Origin of the sequence: Oscillibacter sp. (assembly GCF_040505565.1) — a bacterium.
In the GTDB taxonomy this organism is placed as follows: Bacteria; Bacillota; Clostridia; order Oscillospirales; family Oscillospiraceae; genus Oscillibacter.
This window is the reverse complement of sequence record NZ_JBEUWZ010000010.1, coordinates 134,468-150,939: the sequence shown is the minus strand read 5'-3', so window position 1 is coordinate 150,939 and position 16,472 is coordinate 134,468. Positions and strand designations below refer to the sequence as shown.

General features: G+C 52.0%; 21 protein-coding genes. 16 read left to right on the top strand and 5 right to left on the bottom strand.

Annotated features, from left to right (window positions below; translation table 11 throughout):
* Positions 1-78 precede the first annotated feature (78 nt).
* Together ABWQ15_RS04745 and ABWQ15_RS04740 are read right to left on the bottom strand one after the other, a co-directional pair.
* Positions 79-504 carry a hypothetical protein gene (locus tag ABWQ15_RS04745; RefSeq protein WP_353907677.1) on the bottom strand — a complete coding sequence of 142 codons (426 nt, stop codon included), beginning with the start codon at positions 502-504 and terminating at the stop codon, positions 79-81.
* A gap of 6 nt (positions 505-510) precedes the next feature.
* Positions 511-795: a DUF4367 domain-containing protein gene (locus tag ABWQ15_RS04740; protein ID WP_353907676.1), complete on the bottom strand. Its 285-nt coding sequence runs from the start codon at positions 793-795 to the stop codon at positions 511-513.
* Between the two features lie 718 nt (positions 796-1,513).
* On the opposite strand from ABWQ15_RS04740, the gene ABWQ15_RS04735 reads away from it, so the two are divergent.
* A complete protein-coding gene (locus ABWQ15_RS04735; protein ID WP_353907675.1) occupies positions 1,514-1,942 on the top strand; it encodes a hypothetical protein in 429 nt (142 codons plus the stop codon).
* 877 nt (positions 1,943-2,819) lie between these two features.
* On the opposite strand, the gene ABWQ15_RS04730 is transcribed toward ABWQ15_RS04735, so the two are convergent.
* Positions 2,820-3,599: a GGDEF domain-containing protein gene (locus tag ABWQ15_RS04730; RefSeq protein WP_353907674.1), complete on the bottom strand. Its 780-nt coding sequence runs from the start codon at positions 3,597-3,599 to the stop codon at positions 2,820-2,822.
* A gap of 461 nt (positions 3,600-4,060) precedes the next feature.
* Complete coding sequence (locus tag ABWQ15_RS04725) at positions 4,061-4,459, bottom strand: hypothetical protein (RefSeq protein ID WP_353907673.1); 399 nt, start codon at positions 4,457-4,459, stop codon at positions 4,061-4,063.
* A 435-nt stretch (positions 4,460-4,894) separates the two neighbouring features.
* Here ABWQ15_RS04725 and mnmM point away from each other — a divergent pair, with 435 nt between their 5' ends.
* The 6 genes from mnmM (at position 4,895) to ABWQ15_RS04695 (ending at position 8,324) form a co-directional block, all read left to right on the top strand.
* Positions 4,895-5,452, top strand: a complete 558-nt coding sequence (gene mnmM / locus ABWQ15_RS04720; protein WP_353907672.1) for a tRNA 5-(aminomethyl)-2-thiouridylate-methyltransferase MnmM — start codon at positions 4,895-4,897, stop codon at positions 5,450-5,452.
* 207 nt (positions 5,453-5,659) lie between these two features.
* Positions 5,660-5,809 carry a hypothetical protein gene (locus ABWQ15_RS04715; RefSeq protein WP_353907671.1) on the top strand — a complete coding sequence of 50 codons (150 nt, stop codon included), beginning with the start codon at positions 5,660-5,662 and terminating at the stop codon, positions 5,807-5,809.
* Between the two features lie 101 nt (positions 5,810-5,910).
* Complete coding sequence (moaA, locus tag ABWQ15_RS04710; protein ID WP_353907670.1) at positions 5,911-6,861, top strand: GTP 3',8-cyclase MoaA; 951 nt, start codon at positions 5,911-5,913, stop codon at positions 6,859-6,861.
* Entirely contained in the window at positions 6,862-7,347 is a 486-nt protein-coding gene (moaC, locus tag ABWQ15_RS04705; RefSeq protein WP_353907708.1) for a cyclic pyranopterin monophosphate synthase MoaC, read from the top strand. It begins immediately after the preceding gene.
* Between the two features lie 4 nt (positions 7,348-7,351).
* On the top strand, positions 7,352-7,882 hold the full coding sequence (locus ABWQ15_RS04700; protein WP_353907669.1) for a MogA/MoaB family molybdenum cofactor biosynthesis protein: 531 nt from the start codon (positions 7,352-7,354) through the stop codon (positions 7,880-7,882).
* The gene (locus ABWQ15_RS04695) at positions 7,875-8,324 is read left to right on the top strand and encodes an MOSC domain-containing protein (protein ID WP_353907668.1); all 450 of its coding nucleotides are present in this window, start codon (positions 7,875-7,877) and stop codon (positions 8,322-8,324) included. Before ABWQ15_RS04700 ends, ABWQ15_RS04695 begins: the two co-directional genes overlap by 8 nt.
* Before the next feature lie 376 nt (positions 8,325-8,700).
* Here the strand turns inward: ABWQ15_RS04695 and ABWQ15_RS04690 are convergent, their stop codons facing one another.
* Positions 8,701-9,579: a LysM peptidoglycan-binding domain-containing protein gene (locus tag ABWQ15_RS04690; protein WP_353907667.1), complete on the bottom strand. Its 879-nt coding sequence runs from the start codon at positions 9,577-9,579 to the stop codon at positions 8,701-8,703.
* 293 nt (positions 9,580-9,872) lie between these two features.
* Here ABWQ15_RS04690 and ABWQ15_RS04685 point away from each other — a divergent pair, with 293 nt between their 5' ends.
* The 9 genes from ABWQ15_RS04685 (at position 9,873) to ABWQ15_RS04645 (ending at position 16,458) form a co-directional block, all read left to right on the top strand.
* Positions 9,873-10,766, top strand: coding sequence for a LysR family transcriptional regulator (locus tag ABWQ15_RS04685; RefSeq protein WP_353907666.1), 894 nt, complete (start codon positions 9,873-9,875; stop codon positions 10,764-10,766).
* A gap of 39 nt (positions 10,767-10,805) precedes the next feature.
* Complete coding sequence (locus ABWQ15_RS04680; protein WP_353907665.1) at positions 10,806-11,270, top strand: Na+/H+ antiporter subunit E; 465 nt, start codon at positions 10,806-10,808, stop codon at positions 11,268-11,270.
* A complete protein-coding gene (locus ABWQ15_RS04675; protein ID WP_353907664.1) occupies positions 11,267-11,599 on the top strand; it encodes an MrpF/PhaF family protein in 333 nt (110 codons plus the stop codon). Before ABWQ15_RS04680 ends, ABWQ15_RS04675 begins: the two co-directional genes overlap by 4 nt.
* Positions 11,589-11,912 (top strand): monovalent cation/H(+) antiporter subunit G, encoded by a 324-nt coding sequence (gene mnhG, locus ABWQ15_RS04670; RefSeq protein WP_353907663.1) that lies wholly within the window; start codon positions 11,589-11,591, stop codon positions 11,910-11,912. Before ABWQ15_RS04675 ends, mnhG begins: the two co-directional genes overlap by 11 nt.
* Entirely contained in the window at positions 11,909-12,160 is a 252-nt protein-coding gene (locus ABWQ15_RS04665; protein WP_353907662.1) for a Na(+)/H(+) antiporter subunit B, read from the top strand. The genes mnhG and ABWQ15_RS04665 overlap by 4 nt, the downstream gene beginning before the upstream one ends.
* Positions 12,153-13,046, top strand: a complete 894-nt coding sequence (gene mbhE, locus ABWQ15_RS04660) for a hydrogen gas-evolving membrane-bound hydrogenase subunit E (protein WP_353907661.1) — start codon at positions 12,153-12,155, stop codon at positions 13,044-13,046. Before ABWQ15_RS04665 ends, mbhE begins: the two co-directional genes overlap by 8 nt.
* Positions 13,046-13,420 (top strand): sodium:proton antiporter, encoded by a 375-nt coding sequence (locus ABWQ15_RS04655; RefSeq protein ID WP_353907660.1) that lies wholly within the window; start codon positions 13,046-13,048, stop codon positions 13,418-13,420. The genes mbhE and ABWQ15_RS04655 overlap by 1 nt, the downstream gene beginning before the upstream one ends.
* Positions 13,420-14,934: a complex I subunit 5 family protein gene (locus ABWQ15_RS04650; RefSeq protein WP_353907659.1), complete on the top strand. Its 1,515-nt coding sequence runs from the start codon at positions 13,420-13,422 to the stop codon at positions 14,932-14,934. The genes ABWQ15_RS04655 and ABWQ15_RS04650 overlap by 1 nt, the downstream gene beginning before the upstream one ends.
* Before the next feature lie 78 nt (positions 14,935-15,012).
* Positions 15,013-16,458 (top strand): complex I subunit 5 family protein, encoded by a 1,446-nt coding sequence (locus ABWQ15_RS04645; RefSeq protein ID WP_353907658.1) that lies wholly within the window; start codon positions 15,013-15,015, stop codon positions 16,456-16,458.
* Positions 16,459-16,472 lie beyond the last annotated feature (14 nt).

The window sequence follows — 16,472 nt, the reverse complement described above, 5'->3', positions numbered from 1 at the left end:
GGTCGGTATTACGGCTAAAACGCATTTAAAAGGAAAGACGCTCAGGCTATATAGCCGGAGCGCCTTGTTCCCAGATAATTAAGCCCTCTGAGATGAGGTTGTAATTGTTCGGTAATCCGTATTTCCAAATACGGTGATTTCAGCGCGATAGACAGCGCCAGCTTCTCCATTATACAGGACATAGTTGGCATAAGAATAATCGTTTGTAGTAGAAAGTTCGGGATTCTTCGTATTATTGTACGTTTTCATAGGAACCCAGTAATTTCCGCTCTGCTTTTCCACAACGATTTGACTTACGCCAATTTCATCAATAACACGGGTGCCAATGACAGTAAAAGAAATTTTGATTGTCCCGCCACCTTCGCGGGTGACTATGCCGTCATATGAATTTAAATATCTGTTGGAACGAAGGACAGGCACACTGGCGCTTGCTGGGACGCAAAGACTGAATGTAAAGAGCAAAACCAGAAGCAGAGATAGATCTTTTGAATAAAGCTTTCTCAATTCAATCTACTCCTCATTAATAGAACTGATCATAGCCTCCATGTCCGATTCCGAAATCTCGCCCATAATGCTGCATTCCAAATTATCAGCAAACCAAGTAGCCGTTAGCACCTCGTTGTTTTCCATAATGTAATGATCTATACCGCCCGCGGTATATACAGTGACCTGACTGTCATCCTTTTCCTGCACAGAGGCTTGTGGCTTTTGATGCACATTTACAGATCCCACACCACCGGGGGCACGAAAGGAGCGGACCAATGCAGTCAGTATTATAGCAGAGACATTCTGCATATCTCTATTCCGGCAGATTCTTTATAAAATGAGAAAAGAGGTATAGCATGAAAAAAAATTATGAGTTTGGCTCTGGCACTGGTTATGTGCATAACGCTGTGTGTTCCCGCGTTTGCAGTGGATAATGAGGACACCTGTTCTAATCCGTGTACGCTTGAGAATGGTTCTATCATTTCGGTCGCAAATTGGTACTGATTTTTACTTCACTCCAACAGCTCAAGTTTTTGTCCGAGACAATACTCCCGGTGATTTAGTTAAACAAAAGGTAAACGTAGGTTTTCTTGGAGGCAGTGTGACGTAGGTTGTTTCCGGATTTTCTGTTGCACTTGGCTTGATTGCTCCGGAATTGAGCGCAGTGCAATCCATTTTGATTTCAATGGGTATTCTTGTGGGCGGAAAGATAGTCAGTAGTATTGACTATGTCTCTCTCGAAAGCCGCAGATACGGAGAAAGTATAAGAGCAATCTATAATAGTAATAGCGTTGATTACGATGAAGGTGCTCACATTGTTGCATCAGGAGATGCACATAATGGGAGTATAAGAATCAGACATTTTATGATGGTATGTGTCAGTGTAATATTCTCAATGGGAACCTTAGTCAGGGACGGCAAATTTTTAATAGCTTCTTTAAATCTTATGGAACATGCAGAAGCATGAGTGTCACCGCTGTCTAAGTCCAGTGACAACCATGCGTCTGCGGGATGAGGCAGATGATAAATGAGATTTATTCGTCGGTATTATTATCTGGTCATATTCTTTGCCGGAGTTTTGCTCTGTGTACTGATGATTCGGCCCGTTAATGAAAATAGTATTTCAAAAGACGCCTTTAGATGGGCTATGGAGCAGGCTGGGCACGATATTGATGCCTTTTCCGTAATTGATACGCGGCAATATGATGAATACTTCATTGTCCTCGGACATTATGGGGATGGGGAGTCGGTATGCTTGTCATCTTATAAAAAGGTGTTGATTCTTCCAATTTATAGGAGATACATATTTGTAAATAATAAAGAACATGAGGTGACAGGGATTGGTTTAAAACTGGACAATAACCGACATATGGAGTTGCTCCTTGCACCTCCTTATGAAGAGATATCAGTACGTGGAGAAGACGGTAACTTTTATTCCGCACCTTTGGTCCCTTAGCTTGGAAAATCGTAATTTTACAAAATACAGTTTTTCGGGGCTAGCATTGCCATCGGCAAGCAGGGCGAGGCGATGGCAGAGTTGGTTTTGGATTCCAGATTTAAGATCGCAAGAGTTATACGAACAATGGCGATAATACCTATGTTGGTTCTAAGTGGTTTGGACATGTGACTTATGATCGGCATTTTTCAAGTTATTCAGGGATTGCGACGGATTATTATGCTCATACATGGAATGGCCGTTTTCAATGGCGTGACTTTTAATGTAAATAGTTCCTGCCAGCCCCATCTTGGCTATGCAAAATTTCTAAATTTGATTAATCTCGTGCTGAGATGTGCCAGCTATCTGTTCATTACCTTCAAATGAGTTCGTCCCGATCAAGAAGTCTACAAACTTTAGTGGCGTTAGCAAAGATGAAATGTACGAGTTTATTGCAGCTGATATTGCTACGTGCAATCGTGCTGGCATCGTAAACGGAAATACTGCAATAATATTCAGTATGGATGACAATCTGACCCGCGCTAAAGCAGTTGTAATACTTGCACGCGTAATCAGACCTTCCTTGAGAATTGGCACGTGAAAGTAGATCATAGAAGAAGGGGATGTTTTGAATTATACAAAGACACAAGGCTAACCGTAAGCAATGGTGGAGCATTTGTTCCGCCATTGCTTCTCCCTTCTGCTATTGGCTTAATTCAATTCTTAGGATTGCAACTTTGGCAAGCAGAGCAGGTGCGACCACTCTTACTATTTTCGCCGCAAAGGACATTGCCAAAAAGCTTGATATTGACATTGAGGGATAATGAAAAAATGCGGGAGCCGACAGGCTCCCGCTTAAATCATAATAGAACTGATAGTTGCTTGCATTCATGTCTTATTATAGAGTGACCTTATTCTTTCGGTAATTTTTATGATCATACATCTTTTGATCAATTACTCTAAAGAATGATTCTGCGGTGTTCCCGATAGAAGGATGATATACTGCATAGCCCATGCTGAAACCGAGCTTGTATGGCTTTCCTTCACTCTGGTTAAAGGTGGAAAGATTTTTGCCAATTCGCTCTATTGTACCTTCAACTGATTTAATATCATTTTTTTGGAGGATAATACAGAATTCGTCTCCGCCGTATCTTGCTACAAGATCGTTACGTCCCACAGAATCACGTAGAACGCGAACAGCATTAATGAGTGCGATATCTCCTTCGAAGTGGCCAAAGCGGTCATTAATGGATTTGAAATCATCAATATCAAGCAGAATTGCTGAAAATGTTTCTTGCCGCGAAGCGGCATCAATCTTATGCTGCATATAGCTGTCAAGCATTTGCCGGTTAAATGCTCCGGTGAGATAATCCTTGTCCATAGTGCGGTTCTGAATATTAGTGAACAGGATCAACGCTGCAAAGGTAATACCGAGTAGTGAGAACGGAAGTCCGAATATGAAAAGCTGCAGCGCCCATCCGATCAGCGGAGCAACAAGAAACAGCATAAGAGCCCGGAAGTAATTTGCCTCAATTTTTTGCCTCTGACTGATCAAAAATCCCTCAACAATTACCATCATAACAAATTGCATGGACATCGGTATGAATAAAAGTGGGCCGCGGTGGTAAACACGGGCACTGTCAAAATAGAAGATCTGTCCTGTAAAAGCGGTAGACAAGACCGTCACCGCACACAGCAGGGAAAAAATCAAAAGAATGAAAACAAAAGGGTTTTAAAGATGCAAGAGAATGCTGACAGATGCAAACGGAACGATATTCTTTTAGTTTTTTGCTGGTGATTCCCGGCACTTTTACACTCTGTGCAGAAGACAAGGTGCATTTTGGACTGGCCCCGTAACGATCACACGGGCTTCTTACAACCCCTCTATGGTATCAGGGCTAGTGGTTTTCAAGTACGTTAACCCAAAGGCTTGGCCCGGTCGCATGGTTCATGTGGAGGCTGGCGGATGAGTATGAGGGTGAAAGTTATCACGAAGCCCGTCAGCACCGTCGTTACCCGGCTGGGCGTTGGAAAAAGTGGAGACGGCAGTATAATAAATGAAAATTCCCGGAGCTTACCAGACGGTAGGCTCCGGGGTTTTTTTGCGTTCGACTATATTCTAGTTGGACTGATATTGCATTAGATATCCTTGAAATCAATGTTCAAAATTTTTATATTCCCCAATTCAACGCTCTCAAAAGAATATGGGTTTTCAGACAGGTGCCCTCTTGCAATAACATCATAACTTATTACGATTTCAATGGGGACAAGCCTTCCGGAATAGGTATCAACTGCGTCGATATAAAGCGTTGAAATTCGACTGTTCTTTTTAAATAGTGCTGGCGGAATATAGTTTTTGGAGGTATCAGACAAAGCTACGTCCAAGAGTGTAAGGGTATCGGGAACTATATTATAGTTGAGAAGATCGAGCAATTTGCGTTCCGAACTTTGCGTCAGCGCAAAACGCGAGTGCCCCATGTATTCATCCGTCTCGCTGTCAAATACGTTAAAATAGATGTCCGCTATTTTGCTGTACATTGAACCACCCCCGATATAAGTATATTTAATTGGGTTGTGTTTTGACAACGACTTTGCAGACCGATCTGTCCGACGGGTTCCCGCGGCGCCTGCTTAAGAACCACAAAGGCCCTAATTGAATATAATGTTATTGCAATGGCTATACACCCGGAGTACGTCGCCGATGAAAGTCGACGCACTTTATGTGGTGTAAATGCTATTGCCGTTGCTGGCGCTGCGGCTGGGTTTGGGACAGAAATTCCTGGCATTGCTGGGACCCATCAGTTGGTAGTTTAAGAACGCCCCGTGGGAGTTGATTCTCTCACGGGGCGTTTTACCACAAAAAGTCCTGTAAAGGAAGGTATTTTAGGGCCGTTTCAGAGATTATTCCATGGATGCAATTTCCTGTATATTTGTTATAATAGAGCTTATCCGAAGCACAGGGAGGCGCATCAAATGAAACTCAATACACTGGCCATGGTGCATGAATTTTTGAAGCAAAATGTGCGGGAAGGCATGCTTTGCATTGATGCAACAGCGGGTAAAGGGCGGGATACCGCATTGCTCTGTCAATTGGTGGGGAAAAGCGGTCATGTGCTTGCCTTTGATATCCAGCAGGAGGCTGTCAGCCAGACGAATGCTTTGCTGGAGCAAGAGGGGCTGCAGGCCGATGTAATTCTGGACAGTCATGCCAACATGGAACGGTATGCCGAAGCGGGAACGGTAGACTGTATTGTGTTCAATCTCGGGCGGCTGCCTGGCGGAAATCGTTTGATTTTTACCGAAGCGGAATCATCGATTCTGGCAATTGATGCGGGGCTTGACCTTCTAAAGCCTCGCGGTGTAATGGCAATTGCGCTCTACTATGGAAAAGAAAACGGATATGAGGAGAAAAATGCGGTCCTACAGCATTTGAAAACCGTAGATGAGCGCGCCTATACGGTTTTGTGCTGTGAATGGAGCAACCGGCATGGCGAACCTCCGATGCCGATTTTTATCTGGAAAGAGGGTTAAGCTAACGGACGTCATGAGTAAGAATGAGGGATGTCTGCATCGGAATTTCAAAGGCGAACACGGCCATTATATTCCGAACCGGGACGATGGTCCTGCGGCTGGATCGGGATCAAACCTCCCTGCTTTCCGGCAGTGTGGGTAAAGAATGTATTCGGGCGTATCAGATTCCAGTCATCCTCCGCGCGACCATCGGCGAGATATTGGGCGATGGAAGAACTACAGGGGGTTACGGTACGGCATCTGGACACGGGGTATACACAGCGTCTGGTTTGTGATACGATGGGAACAGCGCTAAGGTTGACCCCGGAACAGGAACTGACAGATCCTCTGCGGCAGGCACACGGACTGCCGCAGTGACTTTCCCTGTGCGGAAGCTGCGAGCATATGCATGAAATTGTGGACAGTGTCACGATGCAGGCGGAAATTTTGGGCGCGTCCTGCGGGCAAGGAGAATCAATATGAAAGATCATTATGGGCGGGAGATTACCTATCTTCGCATCTCAGTCACCGACCGCTGCAATCTCCGGTGCGTATACTGTATGCCGGAAGAGGGCGTTGTCAAGCAGTCCCACTGCGACATTCTCTCTCTGGAGGAGATTGCTGAAATTGCCCGGGAGGCGGTGGGGCTGGGCATTCGGAAAATCCGCATCACCGGGGGAGAGCCCTTGGTGCGCAGGGGTATTCTCTCCCTCTTTCAGGAGCTGGCAAGCCTTCCCAATCTGTCTGAGTTGGCTTTTACCACCAACGGCACACTGCTGGCACCGATGGCGAAGGAAATAAAGGCCGCCGGTGTGGACCGGGTGAATATCAGTCTGGACACGCTGAACCCGGACAAATATCGCAGGATCACCCGGCTGGGCCGGTTGGAGGATGCGCTTTCCGGTATCCGAGCCGCCATGGAGGCGGGGCTGACCCCGCTCAAAATCAACACGGTCTTGATTGGCGGTTTCAATGACGATGAGATTCCCGATCTTGTCGCACTCACGCAGCAATATCCCATCGAACTGCGCTTTATCGAGTTGATGCCCATTGGGCACGTCAGCCCGTTCGGAGCGGAAGCTTATCTCCCGTGCGGAACCGTGCTGGAGCGAGTTCCTCAGCTGCAGAGCGTGGAGAAAAGCGGCGTAGCGGAGTTGTACCGTCTACCGGGTGCGGCGGGCAGCGTGGGGCTGATTCGCCCGATCAGTCATCTGTTCTGCGGCGAATGCAACCGCATCCGCCTGACATCCGACGGGTATTTGAAGCCCTGCCTGTTCTCCACCGAGGAAATTTCTCTGCGCGGTCTGCATGGGGAAGCACTTCGGAATCGGCTGGAAACCGCGATTGCCCATAAGCCCGCCCAGCACGGCGTCCTGACCGCGGAGGAGCACGCCGGGTCTGCCCGGGATATGAATCAGATCGGAGGTTAAATTTTGGAGGACTTTTCACATTTCAACGAACACGGCAGAGCCAGAATGGTGGATGTGTCGGAGAAAGCGGATACCGTCCGTATGGCTGTGGCCTATGGCCGGGTTCTGGTCAACGAGGAGACCTTTCGGCTGATTCAGTCTGGCGGCCTGAAGAAGGGAGATGTGCTCACCACTGCGCAGATCGGCGGCATCATGGGCGCCAAGCACACCGCGGACATCATCCCCATGTGCCATCCCATCTTTCTCTCGGGCGTGGATCTGGACTTTCAGATGGATGAGCAGCAGCTGGCCGTTGAGATTTATGCGACCACAAAATGCGCCGGTGCCACCGGCGTTGAAATGGAGGCGCTGACGGCTGTCTCGGTTGCGGCGCTAACGGTTTACGACATGTGCAAGGCTGTGCAGCGGGATATCGTCATCGAAAAAATCTGTTTACTGAAAAAAACCGGAGGCAAGTCCGGCGAATTTCTCAGAAAGGACGGCTGATTCCATGAAATATACGGCGGCGGTCATCACCATGAGCGATAAAGGCGCCCAGGGCCTGCGCAAAGATACCTCCGGTCCGGCCATCTGCGAAATGCTGCGGGCGGACGGCTGGGAGATTGTCTATACGGCGGTGATTCCGGACGACCTTGAAACGATTCAAAAAGAGCTGATCGATTGCTCCGATGAACGTGGCGTCTGTCTGGTCGCCACGACCGGCGGCACAGGTTTTTCTAAGAGGGACGTTACGCCCGAGGCGACCAGAGCGGTCATCGAACGGGAGACACCCGGCATTCCGGAAGCCATGCGTGCAAAGTCCCTGCAGATTACGCCCAGAGGCTGCCTGTCCAGAGAGGCGGCGGGTATTCGTGGGGATACGCTGATTCTCAACTGTCCCGGCAGTGAAAAGGCTGCCCGGGAATGTCTCGGCGCGGTACTGCCCGCGCTCAGGCACGGCGTGGAGATTCTGCGCGGCTGGTCTTCGGATTGCGGGGAGCACCAGCATCACCATGAAATGGGAGGAAAGCACAGTGGCTAAAATCATTGCGGTCTGCATTTCTGAGCACAAGGGAATTCAGAAGCATGAGGTGCCGGAAGTAACGATGAGGGCCGATCACGGCATTGTCGGCGACGCCCACGCGGGAAACTGGCACCGTCAGGTCAGCCTGTTGGGCGTGGAAAGCGTTCGGAAGGTGCAGGAAAAAATTTCATTTCCGCTCAAACACGGCGACTTTGCAGAGAACGTTCTAACCGAGGGAATCTGCCTGTACAAGCTTCCCGTGGGAACACAGCTGCGGCTTGGCAGTGACGTCGTCGGGGAAGTCACGCAGATCGGCAAGGAGTGTCACAACGACTGTGCCATCCGCAAAGCGGCGGGCGACTGCGTAATGCCCCGGGAAGGGATTTTTATTAAAATTTTAATTGGCGGAACCGTCAGGCCCGGTGATGATTTGAAGGTGATTCCGCAGGGGGCGGACTGATCGAACGGTTATCCCCTGCGCCGCAGCTGTCACAGATTTTCATAGCCAGATCGCTTTTTGCAGAACCGTTCCCAGTTTGTTTTCAAAAATTACGTGAGGTCTCTAATGGGCAACTTCCTGGTTGTATAAGCGATACCGCGATACCGTTTGGAATCTTATTATTTAAAATTTACAGGAGCATGCTTATAATTTTAACAGAAAGTGTGTATTATAAGTCTTGCAAGAGCTTTTTTCATCATTCTATCCTCCAATAGAACAAGCCGGGCGCCACATGGCGTCCGGCTTGTTCTGTTTTCAAGGACATGAAATGCCTATTTGTTTGTAGAATGGCTTAGCACTGATTTCTTCGTTACAATACATCAGTCCCGGCAATTTGTTACTTATAGCATAGATGTAGATATGTATATCCCCATTCATAAGTCATGAGGAGAACGGCATCTACCGAGGAGGCTATGGAGGAGTAGTTGTGGGCCTCATACAGAAGGCCGGGCTGATTGGAGGAGGTCTTGGGAGCCAGAGCAGCCCAGACGAAATAGCCCTGAGCGCCGAAGACGCGGTGGAGGCGGGCGAGAAATTCCGCGTAGGGTGTGGCAAGGGCGGCGGGGAGAAATTCAAAATCCACATCCACTCCTGCAAAGCCCTTATCCCGCATGAGCTTCTCGATACTGGCGATCAAACGGTTTTGAGCGGCTTCATCCGTCAGGACCATGGTGGCGCGGGCTGAGTCAAACTGTTCGTTTTCCGTATAGGAGGAAAGATGGAGGACCGGGCGGGCGCCGTGCTCCCGGGCGGAGAGAAGAAGCGCGTCGTCCTGCAGGGGAAGGAGCGTGCCCTCCGCCGTAATACCGTAAGTAAAGGGCGTGAGATAGGAGAGATACGGCGTAACCGAATCCAACAGCAGATGATTGATGAAGGGATAGGCGTAGCCGTTGAAAGCAGCAGAGCCGATGGGCGGTTCTTGATAGGAGATCACGATGTCCATCCCCACGTCCAGAGTGGGAAGACCACCCAGACTCCAATTGTTTTGATAGAGGGTGCGGACGGTAACGCCGTAGTCGGTGGCGATAGAGGTGAGCGTATCCCCCGCGCGGACAGAATGAACGAGCTTTGGAAAGCGGATGACCAGAGTTTGTCCCACAGCGAGAGCGCCCCCGGCGGGGACCTCGTTGTCCGCAGCGAGCCGGAAAGGATCGACACCGTACTTTGCGGCGATGGAATCAACCGATTCGCCGGCATTTACCACATGAATGGTCATTTAAACATTCCCCCTTGCGGGAAACCTATGCGGGACAAAAAGGGAATATGTGCAAAAGGAAGCCGCTGTGCGATAACAGCGGCTTCCTTTTGTGAGAGGGGTGGGCAAGCGCAAATTTCCGACCCTGTCAAAACCGGAAAAACGGCCTGCCCTGTATGAGAAAAACGAGCCGATACATCGGTTGCACGGCTTTCGTAGAAAGCTCTTGCATTTCTAGCATAGATACGATAACATAAGAATAGCCATTAGAGAATGTCTGATTTGTACTATGAAACATGAAAGGGCGGCATAGCGTGAATATCAAAAAGTACGAGGCGTTCGTCCGTGCCGTGGAACTGGGGAGCCTGTCAAAGGCGTCGGAGGAACTGGGATATACACAGTCCGGCATCAGCCATATGATGCAGTCGCTGGAGGACGAGGTGGGTTTTCCCCTGATGATTCGGACTTCATCCGGTATTTTTCCCAATTCCGAGGGGGAGATGCTGCTGCCCATTATCCGGCAGCTGCTGAATACCAACGAGAGTCTGGAACAGAGTATTGCAAAGATTAAGGGTGCGGATACCGGCCATATCCGGATTGCCTCTTTTTCCAGCATGGCCATTTACTGGCTTCCCAACATTATCAGCGCATTTCAAAAGGACTATCCAAATGTAGAGATTCAGATTATCGAGGGCGGAGCGGATCGCATCGACGCCATGATGGACAATCACGAGGCGGATATGTGCCTGTACACCGGCGGAGAAAACCGGCCCTTCGACTGGCTGCCGCTGTGCCGAGACGAGCTGCTGGCACTGTTGCCGCCGGGACACCCGCTGACGGAGCGGGACGCCGTACCCATCGAGGCATTTCAAAATGAGCAGTTTATTATGCCGCTGGCGGGCTATGACTACGAGGTCCATCACGTACTGGATCGGCTGGAGCACTATCCTCATATCCGATTTTCCGCCTGTAACGACTATGCCATTATCAGCCTGGTGACGGCGGGACTGGGGGTTTCCATTCTGCCCGAGCTGCTGCTGAGGAACTATCAGAACGACGCGGTGGCCATGCCTTTGGACCCGCCGCAGTACCGTATTCTGGGGATGGGTGTGCCGCAGTTGAAGTCCGTGTCCCCTGTAACGCGGAATTTTATGCGGTATGTGCAGGATTACGCGAAAAAAAAGCGCGGTGCGGACGCCATGCTGTGAGACTGACCGGCTTGAACGTTTGAGAGGGGGGGCGACGGCTTGCCAATTCTGCTGTTTGGCTTGTGGATTCTCCTGTCGGGGAGGATTGACCTTGAAATCTGTTTGATCGGGGCGGCGGTTTCCGCAGCGCTGTACTTATTGGCCTGCCGGACGCTGGGATACAGCCCTGCCGCGGACCTGCGAGCTTTCAAAAAGGTGGGAGGCGGAATCCTGTATCTGCTCTATCTTCTGAAGGAAATGCTCTGGGCGGGACTGGTTGTGATGCGTCTTATTTATACGAAAGGACGGAATATGGAGCCGCGGCTCATCTGGTTTCGGACGGATCTGAAGAGCGAGAGCGCCCGAGCCGCCCTCGGCGACGCCATCACTCTGACCGCGGGGACCATTACCGTATCGCAGGAGGGCAATCTGCTGTGCGTCCACGCGTTGGATGCATCTCTGGCCGAGGGCCTGGAGCACAGCGAGTTTGAACGGAAACTGCGGGAACTGGAGGGGGGCGTATGACCGACCTGAAAAACGCGGCGCTGACGGCGTCGGCGGTCCTGCTTGCGGTGCTGATTCTGGCAACGCTGGTGCGGGCCGTGATCGGACCCCGATTCACTGACCGGGTGATCGCCGTCAACATGATCAATACGATAGCAGTAGCGATCATCGCCATTTTGTCTGTTCGGCTGAAAGAGGATTTTCTGGTGGATGTGGCGCTGGTGTATGCCCTTTTGAGCTTTTTGACCGTGGTGGTGATGTCGCGGCTGGTGCTGGTCCGCCACTGGAGGAAGGCGAAATGCACGGGATCCAAGCCTGAAGAAAAGGAGACGGAGGAACATGGCGAATAGCATCCTGAGTGCTGCGGGACTGATATTTCTGGTGTTTGGCGTGTTCGTGTTCTTTACGGCGGTGCTGGGACTTTACCGGTTCGACTATGTGCTGAACCGGATGCACGCCGCCGCCGTGGGGGATGCGCTTGGAATTTTCTGCATACTGGTGGGCGTGATTCTGTTCCACGTGCCCACGCTGTCCTCGCTGAAAGCGCTGCTGATTCTGGTGTTTATGTGGATTACGAGTCCAGTGGCGAGTCATCTGATTGCCCAGGTAGAGACGGTGACCAGCCCCAATCTCAAGTCAGAATGTAAGGTGGAGAGACGATGACGGTATTGGAAAATATTCTGCTGGCGGGTCTTGTGATCTGCGCGGCGGCCGCTCCGCTTTGTAAGCGTCTGCTGGCGACGGTAATCGTGTATCTGGCGTTCTCAGTCATTTTAGCGGTGCTGTGGAGCATTCTGCAAAGCCCGGATCTGGCCATTACGGAGGCCGCGGTGGGGACGGGTATCAGCGGGATTCTCTTTTTCCTGACGCTGAAAAAAATCCGGGCACTGAAGGGGACACAGGATGAGTGACGGGAAGGAAAAGAGCCGGTGGAGGCGCTTTGCCGAATGGGTCAACGGCGACAGCGTAGCCAGAGACCCAACCACCCAGTATGTGATGGACCGGCGGCCGGCACGCGCCCATGCGCCGCAGGAACTCCATGAGGAGCGGGAACGGCTGCGGCTGAAAAAATTTCTTGGACTGTATCCGCTGGCGGCGAGCTTTCTCTGCCTGACGCTGATCGCTATCCTGTTTGCGACGGTGCTCTGCATCCCGCCCTTTGGGCAGCCGGGAAATCCCACCAACAACGAGGTGTCTCGGCACTATTTGGAATATACCGAGGAGGAAACCGGCGCAACAAACGCGGTGACAGGCATGATCCTGAGTTACCGCGGGTTTGATACGTTGGGCGAAAGCTGCGTTTTGTTTCTGGCAGTGAGCAGCGTGATGATGCTGCTGCAGCGGGACGGGAACAACACCGACGAGCAGACGCTGCTCAGACTCCGGAGGGAGGACGCCATCGAGCGGACCCACCCGGACAATATCCTGCGAAAGTCAGCGAAGCTGCTGTCCCCGTTTATTCTCCTGTTTTCGCTGTACGTGCTGTTCAACGGAGAAACCTCGCCGGGCGGCGGATTTTCCGGCGGCGCGGTTCTGGGCGGAGGACTCATTTTGTACTCTGCCGCCTATGGATCGGAGCAGTTGAGCCGGCTGCTGACCCGCAGGCTGTACGACGGAGTGCGGATCGCGGGATTAATGGCCTATGCGCTGACATACGGCATCTACATCTTCGCGGGGGCCAACGGAATCACGGTGGAGATGGAGTGGATGATGACGGTGATCGATCTGGCTGTGGGCCTGGTGGTGGCCTGCACCATTTACGGATTTTACACCATGTTTCAAAGGGGGAAGCTCTGATGCTGGAGGCAATCTCACAGAATCGATTCGCCGTGGTGGCGGTGATCCTGTTCGGTATTGGGCTATTGAACATAATGCTCCAGCAGAACCTCCTGAAAAAGGTCGTCGGGTTCAGCATTATGGACTCCGCAGTGTTTTTGCTGTTGGCTTCCCTCGGATACATCGAAGGACACGGCGCCCCCATCGTGGAAGAGGGGAGCGCCAACGCATCGCTGTACATCAACCCCATCCCCAGCGGTCTGGTTTTGACCGGAATTGTGGTTTCCGTCAGTGTGACGGCATTCTCTCTGGCGCTGATCCAACGCATATACCGGCACTATGGAACGATTGAATTGCGTGAGCTGCTGGAGCGGGCTAAAAAGGAGGAGGATTGATGCGGCCTTTCTATGAAAACCTCCCTTTTATCTGCATTTTTATTGCCATCATCTGCGGTGTGCTGTCCGCGGTCATTCAGGATGGGAGAAAGGTCTACCGGCTGGCACTGATGATGACGGCGGTAATTGCCGTACTGTCGGTGGTGCTTTTGTACTTTCTCTACACGGAAGATGTCAGCTTTGTGTACTCTATGGGGCGGTTTGCCGCACCCTACGGCAACGCCATCAAGGCAGGGCCCCTTCAGGCGCTGCTGGCAACGGCGTTTGCCATTGTGATGGGGCTGTCGCTGCTGGGTGGCGGCCATAGCCTGTTCCAGGATATTCTGCCGGAAAAGCAGGGACTGTACTTTGTCGTGACCGACCTTCTGATGGCGGGACTTTTGGCGCTGGTTTACACCAACGACATGTTTACCGGATACGTGTTCATTGAGATTACGACCATCGCGGCCTGCGCCATGGTGATGGCCAAGGACACGGGACCTAATCTTATCGCAACGATTCGCTACCTGTTCATGAGCCTACTGGGGTCCGGACTGTTCTTGATCGGACTGACGCTGCTCAACAGCGTCACGGGGTATCTGCTGATGGAGCCGCTGGCGAAGGCGGTGGCGATTCTGGCGGAGTTGGGGCAGTATCAAAGGCCGCTGGTCGTGTCCATCGGGCTGATGGTGGTGGGCCTGGGAATCAAGGGGGCCATGTTTCCCTTCCATCTGTGGCTGCCGGATGCTCACGGCGGGGCCACTACGTCGTCCTCCGCGATTTTGTCCGGACTGGTGCTGAAGGGGTACATTGTGCTGCTCATCACGCTGATAACCCGGGTGTTCGGACTGCAGCTGATGCGGAAGGTAGGTGTGAGCAATATTTTGCTGACGCTGGGCCTTTTGGGAATGATCTTCGGGTCACTTGCGGCTATGCGGGAGTATCATGTGAAACGGATGCTGGCAAACTCCTCGGTTGCCCAGATCGGGTATATTTTCATGGGACTGGGGCTTGGAACCGAGGCTGGCGTGGCGGCGGCATGCTTCCACATTCTGGTTCATGCGGCCTGTAAGCCTTTGCTGTTTATCTGTGCCGGACGACTCTCCACGGTCAGCGGACATCACCGGTCGCTGAAAAACCTGCGCGGCAGCGCCTATCGGGATGTGGCCGCAGGCGTGGGTTTCACCGTGGGAGCGTTGAGCATGATCGGTATTCCTCTGCTGGGAGGATTTGTGTCCAAGTTGTATCTCTCCGAAGCCGCTTTGGAGTCGCCCTTTATGGCGGTGGTGCTGCTGACAATCGCGGCATCTACCGTGCTGAATGCGCTGTACTATGTGCCGGCGATTCTGGCAATTTGGGTGCGGCCGGCGTGGGAGGAGGTCCGGTTTATCATGATGGACGTGAAACCGGAGGACACGCGATTTGACCGCCTGTTTTTTATCGCAGACGCGGTGTTCATCTTTCTGATTTTTCTGCTGGGCATCATTTACCACCCAATTTTGAACGTGATTCGGGCCGGAATCCGGCTGATGTGAGCCGGGGCTGAGAGCAGAGCCTGACTTGACTGTGAGGAGCTGAAGGGAACTAAAAATTTTGCGAGGGGAGAAACCGCATTGCTGCTGATACCAATTTTGCTGCCCATGATCGGAGGCGTGTTTGTCTTCCGGCAGAGGGACGAGAGGATCCGCAACCGACTGGTGCTGTGGCTGACCATCGCCACTGCCGCGGCTGCGGCGACTTTGTGCGTTCTTCCAGAGCGGTCCTTGCGGCTGATGACCATTGAGGGGGCGCTGTATCTGGCGGTGCAGAGCGACTCGCTGGCAAAGTTCTTTATGGTGCTGATCGTGGTAATCTGGCTGCCGGTGTCGGTGTTCGCCGGGGCTTATCTCCGCCATGCGGGACGTGGGCAGCAGTTTCAGGGATTCTACACAATGACGCTGGGCGTTTTGATGGGGCTGGCTCTGGCGGATAACTTCGTGACTCTGTATATGTTTTTTGAGATGATGTCTCTTTTAACAATGCCTCTGGTTTTGCACGGAGGGACCCCGGCGGCCAGAAGAGCGGGACTTAAATACCTGGGATACTCCGTGTTCGGCGCGGGCATGGCATTGGCGGGGTATTTCTTCTTGTCCCACTTCCTGACCGATCAGAGCTTTACCGGCGGCGGAGCGCTGAATCTGAGTCTGGCGGCGGAGCACAGGCCGCTGCTGCTGATCGTGTTTCTGGTGATGATGATTGGGTTTGGCGCAAAGGCGGGCATGATGCCCATGCAGGCGTGGCTGCCCACGGCCCATCCCGTGGCACCAGCCCCGGCGTCCGCCGTGCTGTCCGGCATAATCACCAAAGGCGGTGTGCTGGCGATGATCCGGGTGACGTACTATCTGTTTGGACCGGACTTTCTGCGGGGAAGCTGGGCACAGTACACGCTGATTGGTCTGGCGCTGTGCACGATGTTCACGGGGTCCATGCTTGCGCTGAAGGAGAAGGGCTTAAAGAAGCGGCTGGCCTATTCCACCATCAGCCAGGTGTCCTATGTGCAGTTTGGGCTGCTGCTGATGACCCCGGGAGGTATGCGGGGAGCATTTTTACAGATGGTGTTCCACGCGCTGGCAAAGGACGCTCTATTCCTGGCGGCCGGCGCTATCATCATCGCAACAAATTTCACGCTGGTGGACCAATTGGTAGGAATCGGAAAGCGGATGCCCCGGACCATGGTGTGCTTTTCCGCCGCAGCGCTGTCTATCATTGGGATCCCGCCTATGAGCGGATTTATCAGCAAGTGGTATCTGGCCTCCGCGGCGCTTAACAGCGAGTCCCGGATGGTTGGGTATCTGGGGATGGCAATGCTGATTTTGTCGGCGCTGATGACCGCCGGATATCTGCTGCCCATCGTGGTACGGGGATTTTTCCCAGGCAGGGACGTACTGGTAGAACGCAAAGAGGTGGGTCCGCAGATGACTGCGCCCATGATGGCGCTGGGCGCCGCGGTGCTGATTTTAGGGCTGTTTCCCAACGGCTTGCAGGCGTGGATTTCCGTGATTTTACCGCAGATATTCTGATTTGAACTTGGAAT

What these genes read in the sequence shown, in the direction of transcription:
- ABWQ15_RS04740 (WP_353907676.1), bottom strand. Translation starts at nt 795, where the DNA reads ATGCAGAATGTCTCTGCTATAATACTGACTGCATTGGTCCGCTCCTTT.
- ABWQ15_RS04735 (WP_353907675.1), top strand. Translation starts at nt 1,514, where the DNA reads ATGAGATTTATTCGTCGGTATTATTATCTGGTCATATTCTTTGCCGGA.
- ABWQ15_RS04725 (WP_353907673.1), bottom strand. Translation starts at nt 4,459, where the DNA reads ATGTACAGCAAAATAGCGGACATCTATTTTAACGTATTTGACAGCGAG.
- mnmM (WP_353907672.1), top strand. Translation starts at nt 4,895, where the DNA reads ATGAAACTCAATACACTGGCCATGGTGCATGAATTTTTGAAGCAAAAT.
- ABWQ15_RS04715 (WP_353907671.1), top strand. Translation starts at nt 5,660, where the DNA reads ATGGAAGAACTACAGGGGGTTACGGTACGGCATCTGGACACGGGGTAT.
- moaA (WP_353907670.1), top strand. Translation starts at nt 5,911, where the DNA reads ATGAAAGATCATTATGGGCGGGAGATTACCTATCTTCGCATCTCAGTC.
- ABWQ15_RS04700 (WP_353907669.1), top strand. Translation starts at nt 7,352, where the DNA reads ATGAAATATACGGCGGCGGTCATCACCATGAGCGATAAAGGCGCCCAG.
- ABWQ15_RS04690 (WP_353907667.1), bottom strand. Translation starts at nt 9,579, where the DNA reads ATGACCATTCATGTGGTAAATGCCGGCGAATCGGTTGATTCCATCGCC.
- ABWQ15_RS04675 (WP_353907664.1), top strand. Translation starts at nt 11,267, where the DNA reads ATGACCGACCTGAAAAACGCGGCGCTGACGGCGTCGGCGGTCCTGCTT.
- mnhG (WP_353907663.1), top strand. Translation starts at nt 11,589, where the DNA reads ATGGCGAATAGCATCCTGAGTGCTGCGGGACTGATATTTCTGGTGTTT.
- ABWQ15_RS04665 (WP_353907662.1), top strand. Translation starts at nt 11,909, where the DNA reads ATGACGGTATTGGAAAATATTCTGCTGGCGGGTCTTGTGATCTGCGCG.
- mbhE (WP_353907661.1), top strand. Translation starts at nt 12,153, where the DNA reads ATGAGTGACGGGAAGGAAAAGAGCCGGTGGAGGCGCTTTGCCGAATGG.
- ABWQ15_RS04655 (WP_353907660.1), top strand. Translation starts at nt 13,046, where the DNA reads ATGCTGGAGGCAATCTCACAGAATCGATTCGCCGTGGTGGCGGTGATC.
- ABWQ15_RS04650 (WP_353907659.1), top strand. Translation starts at nt 13,420, where the DNA reads ATGCGGCCTTTCTATGAAAACCTCCCTTTTATCTGCATTTTTATTGCC.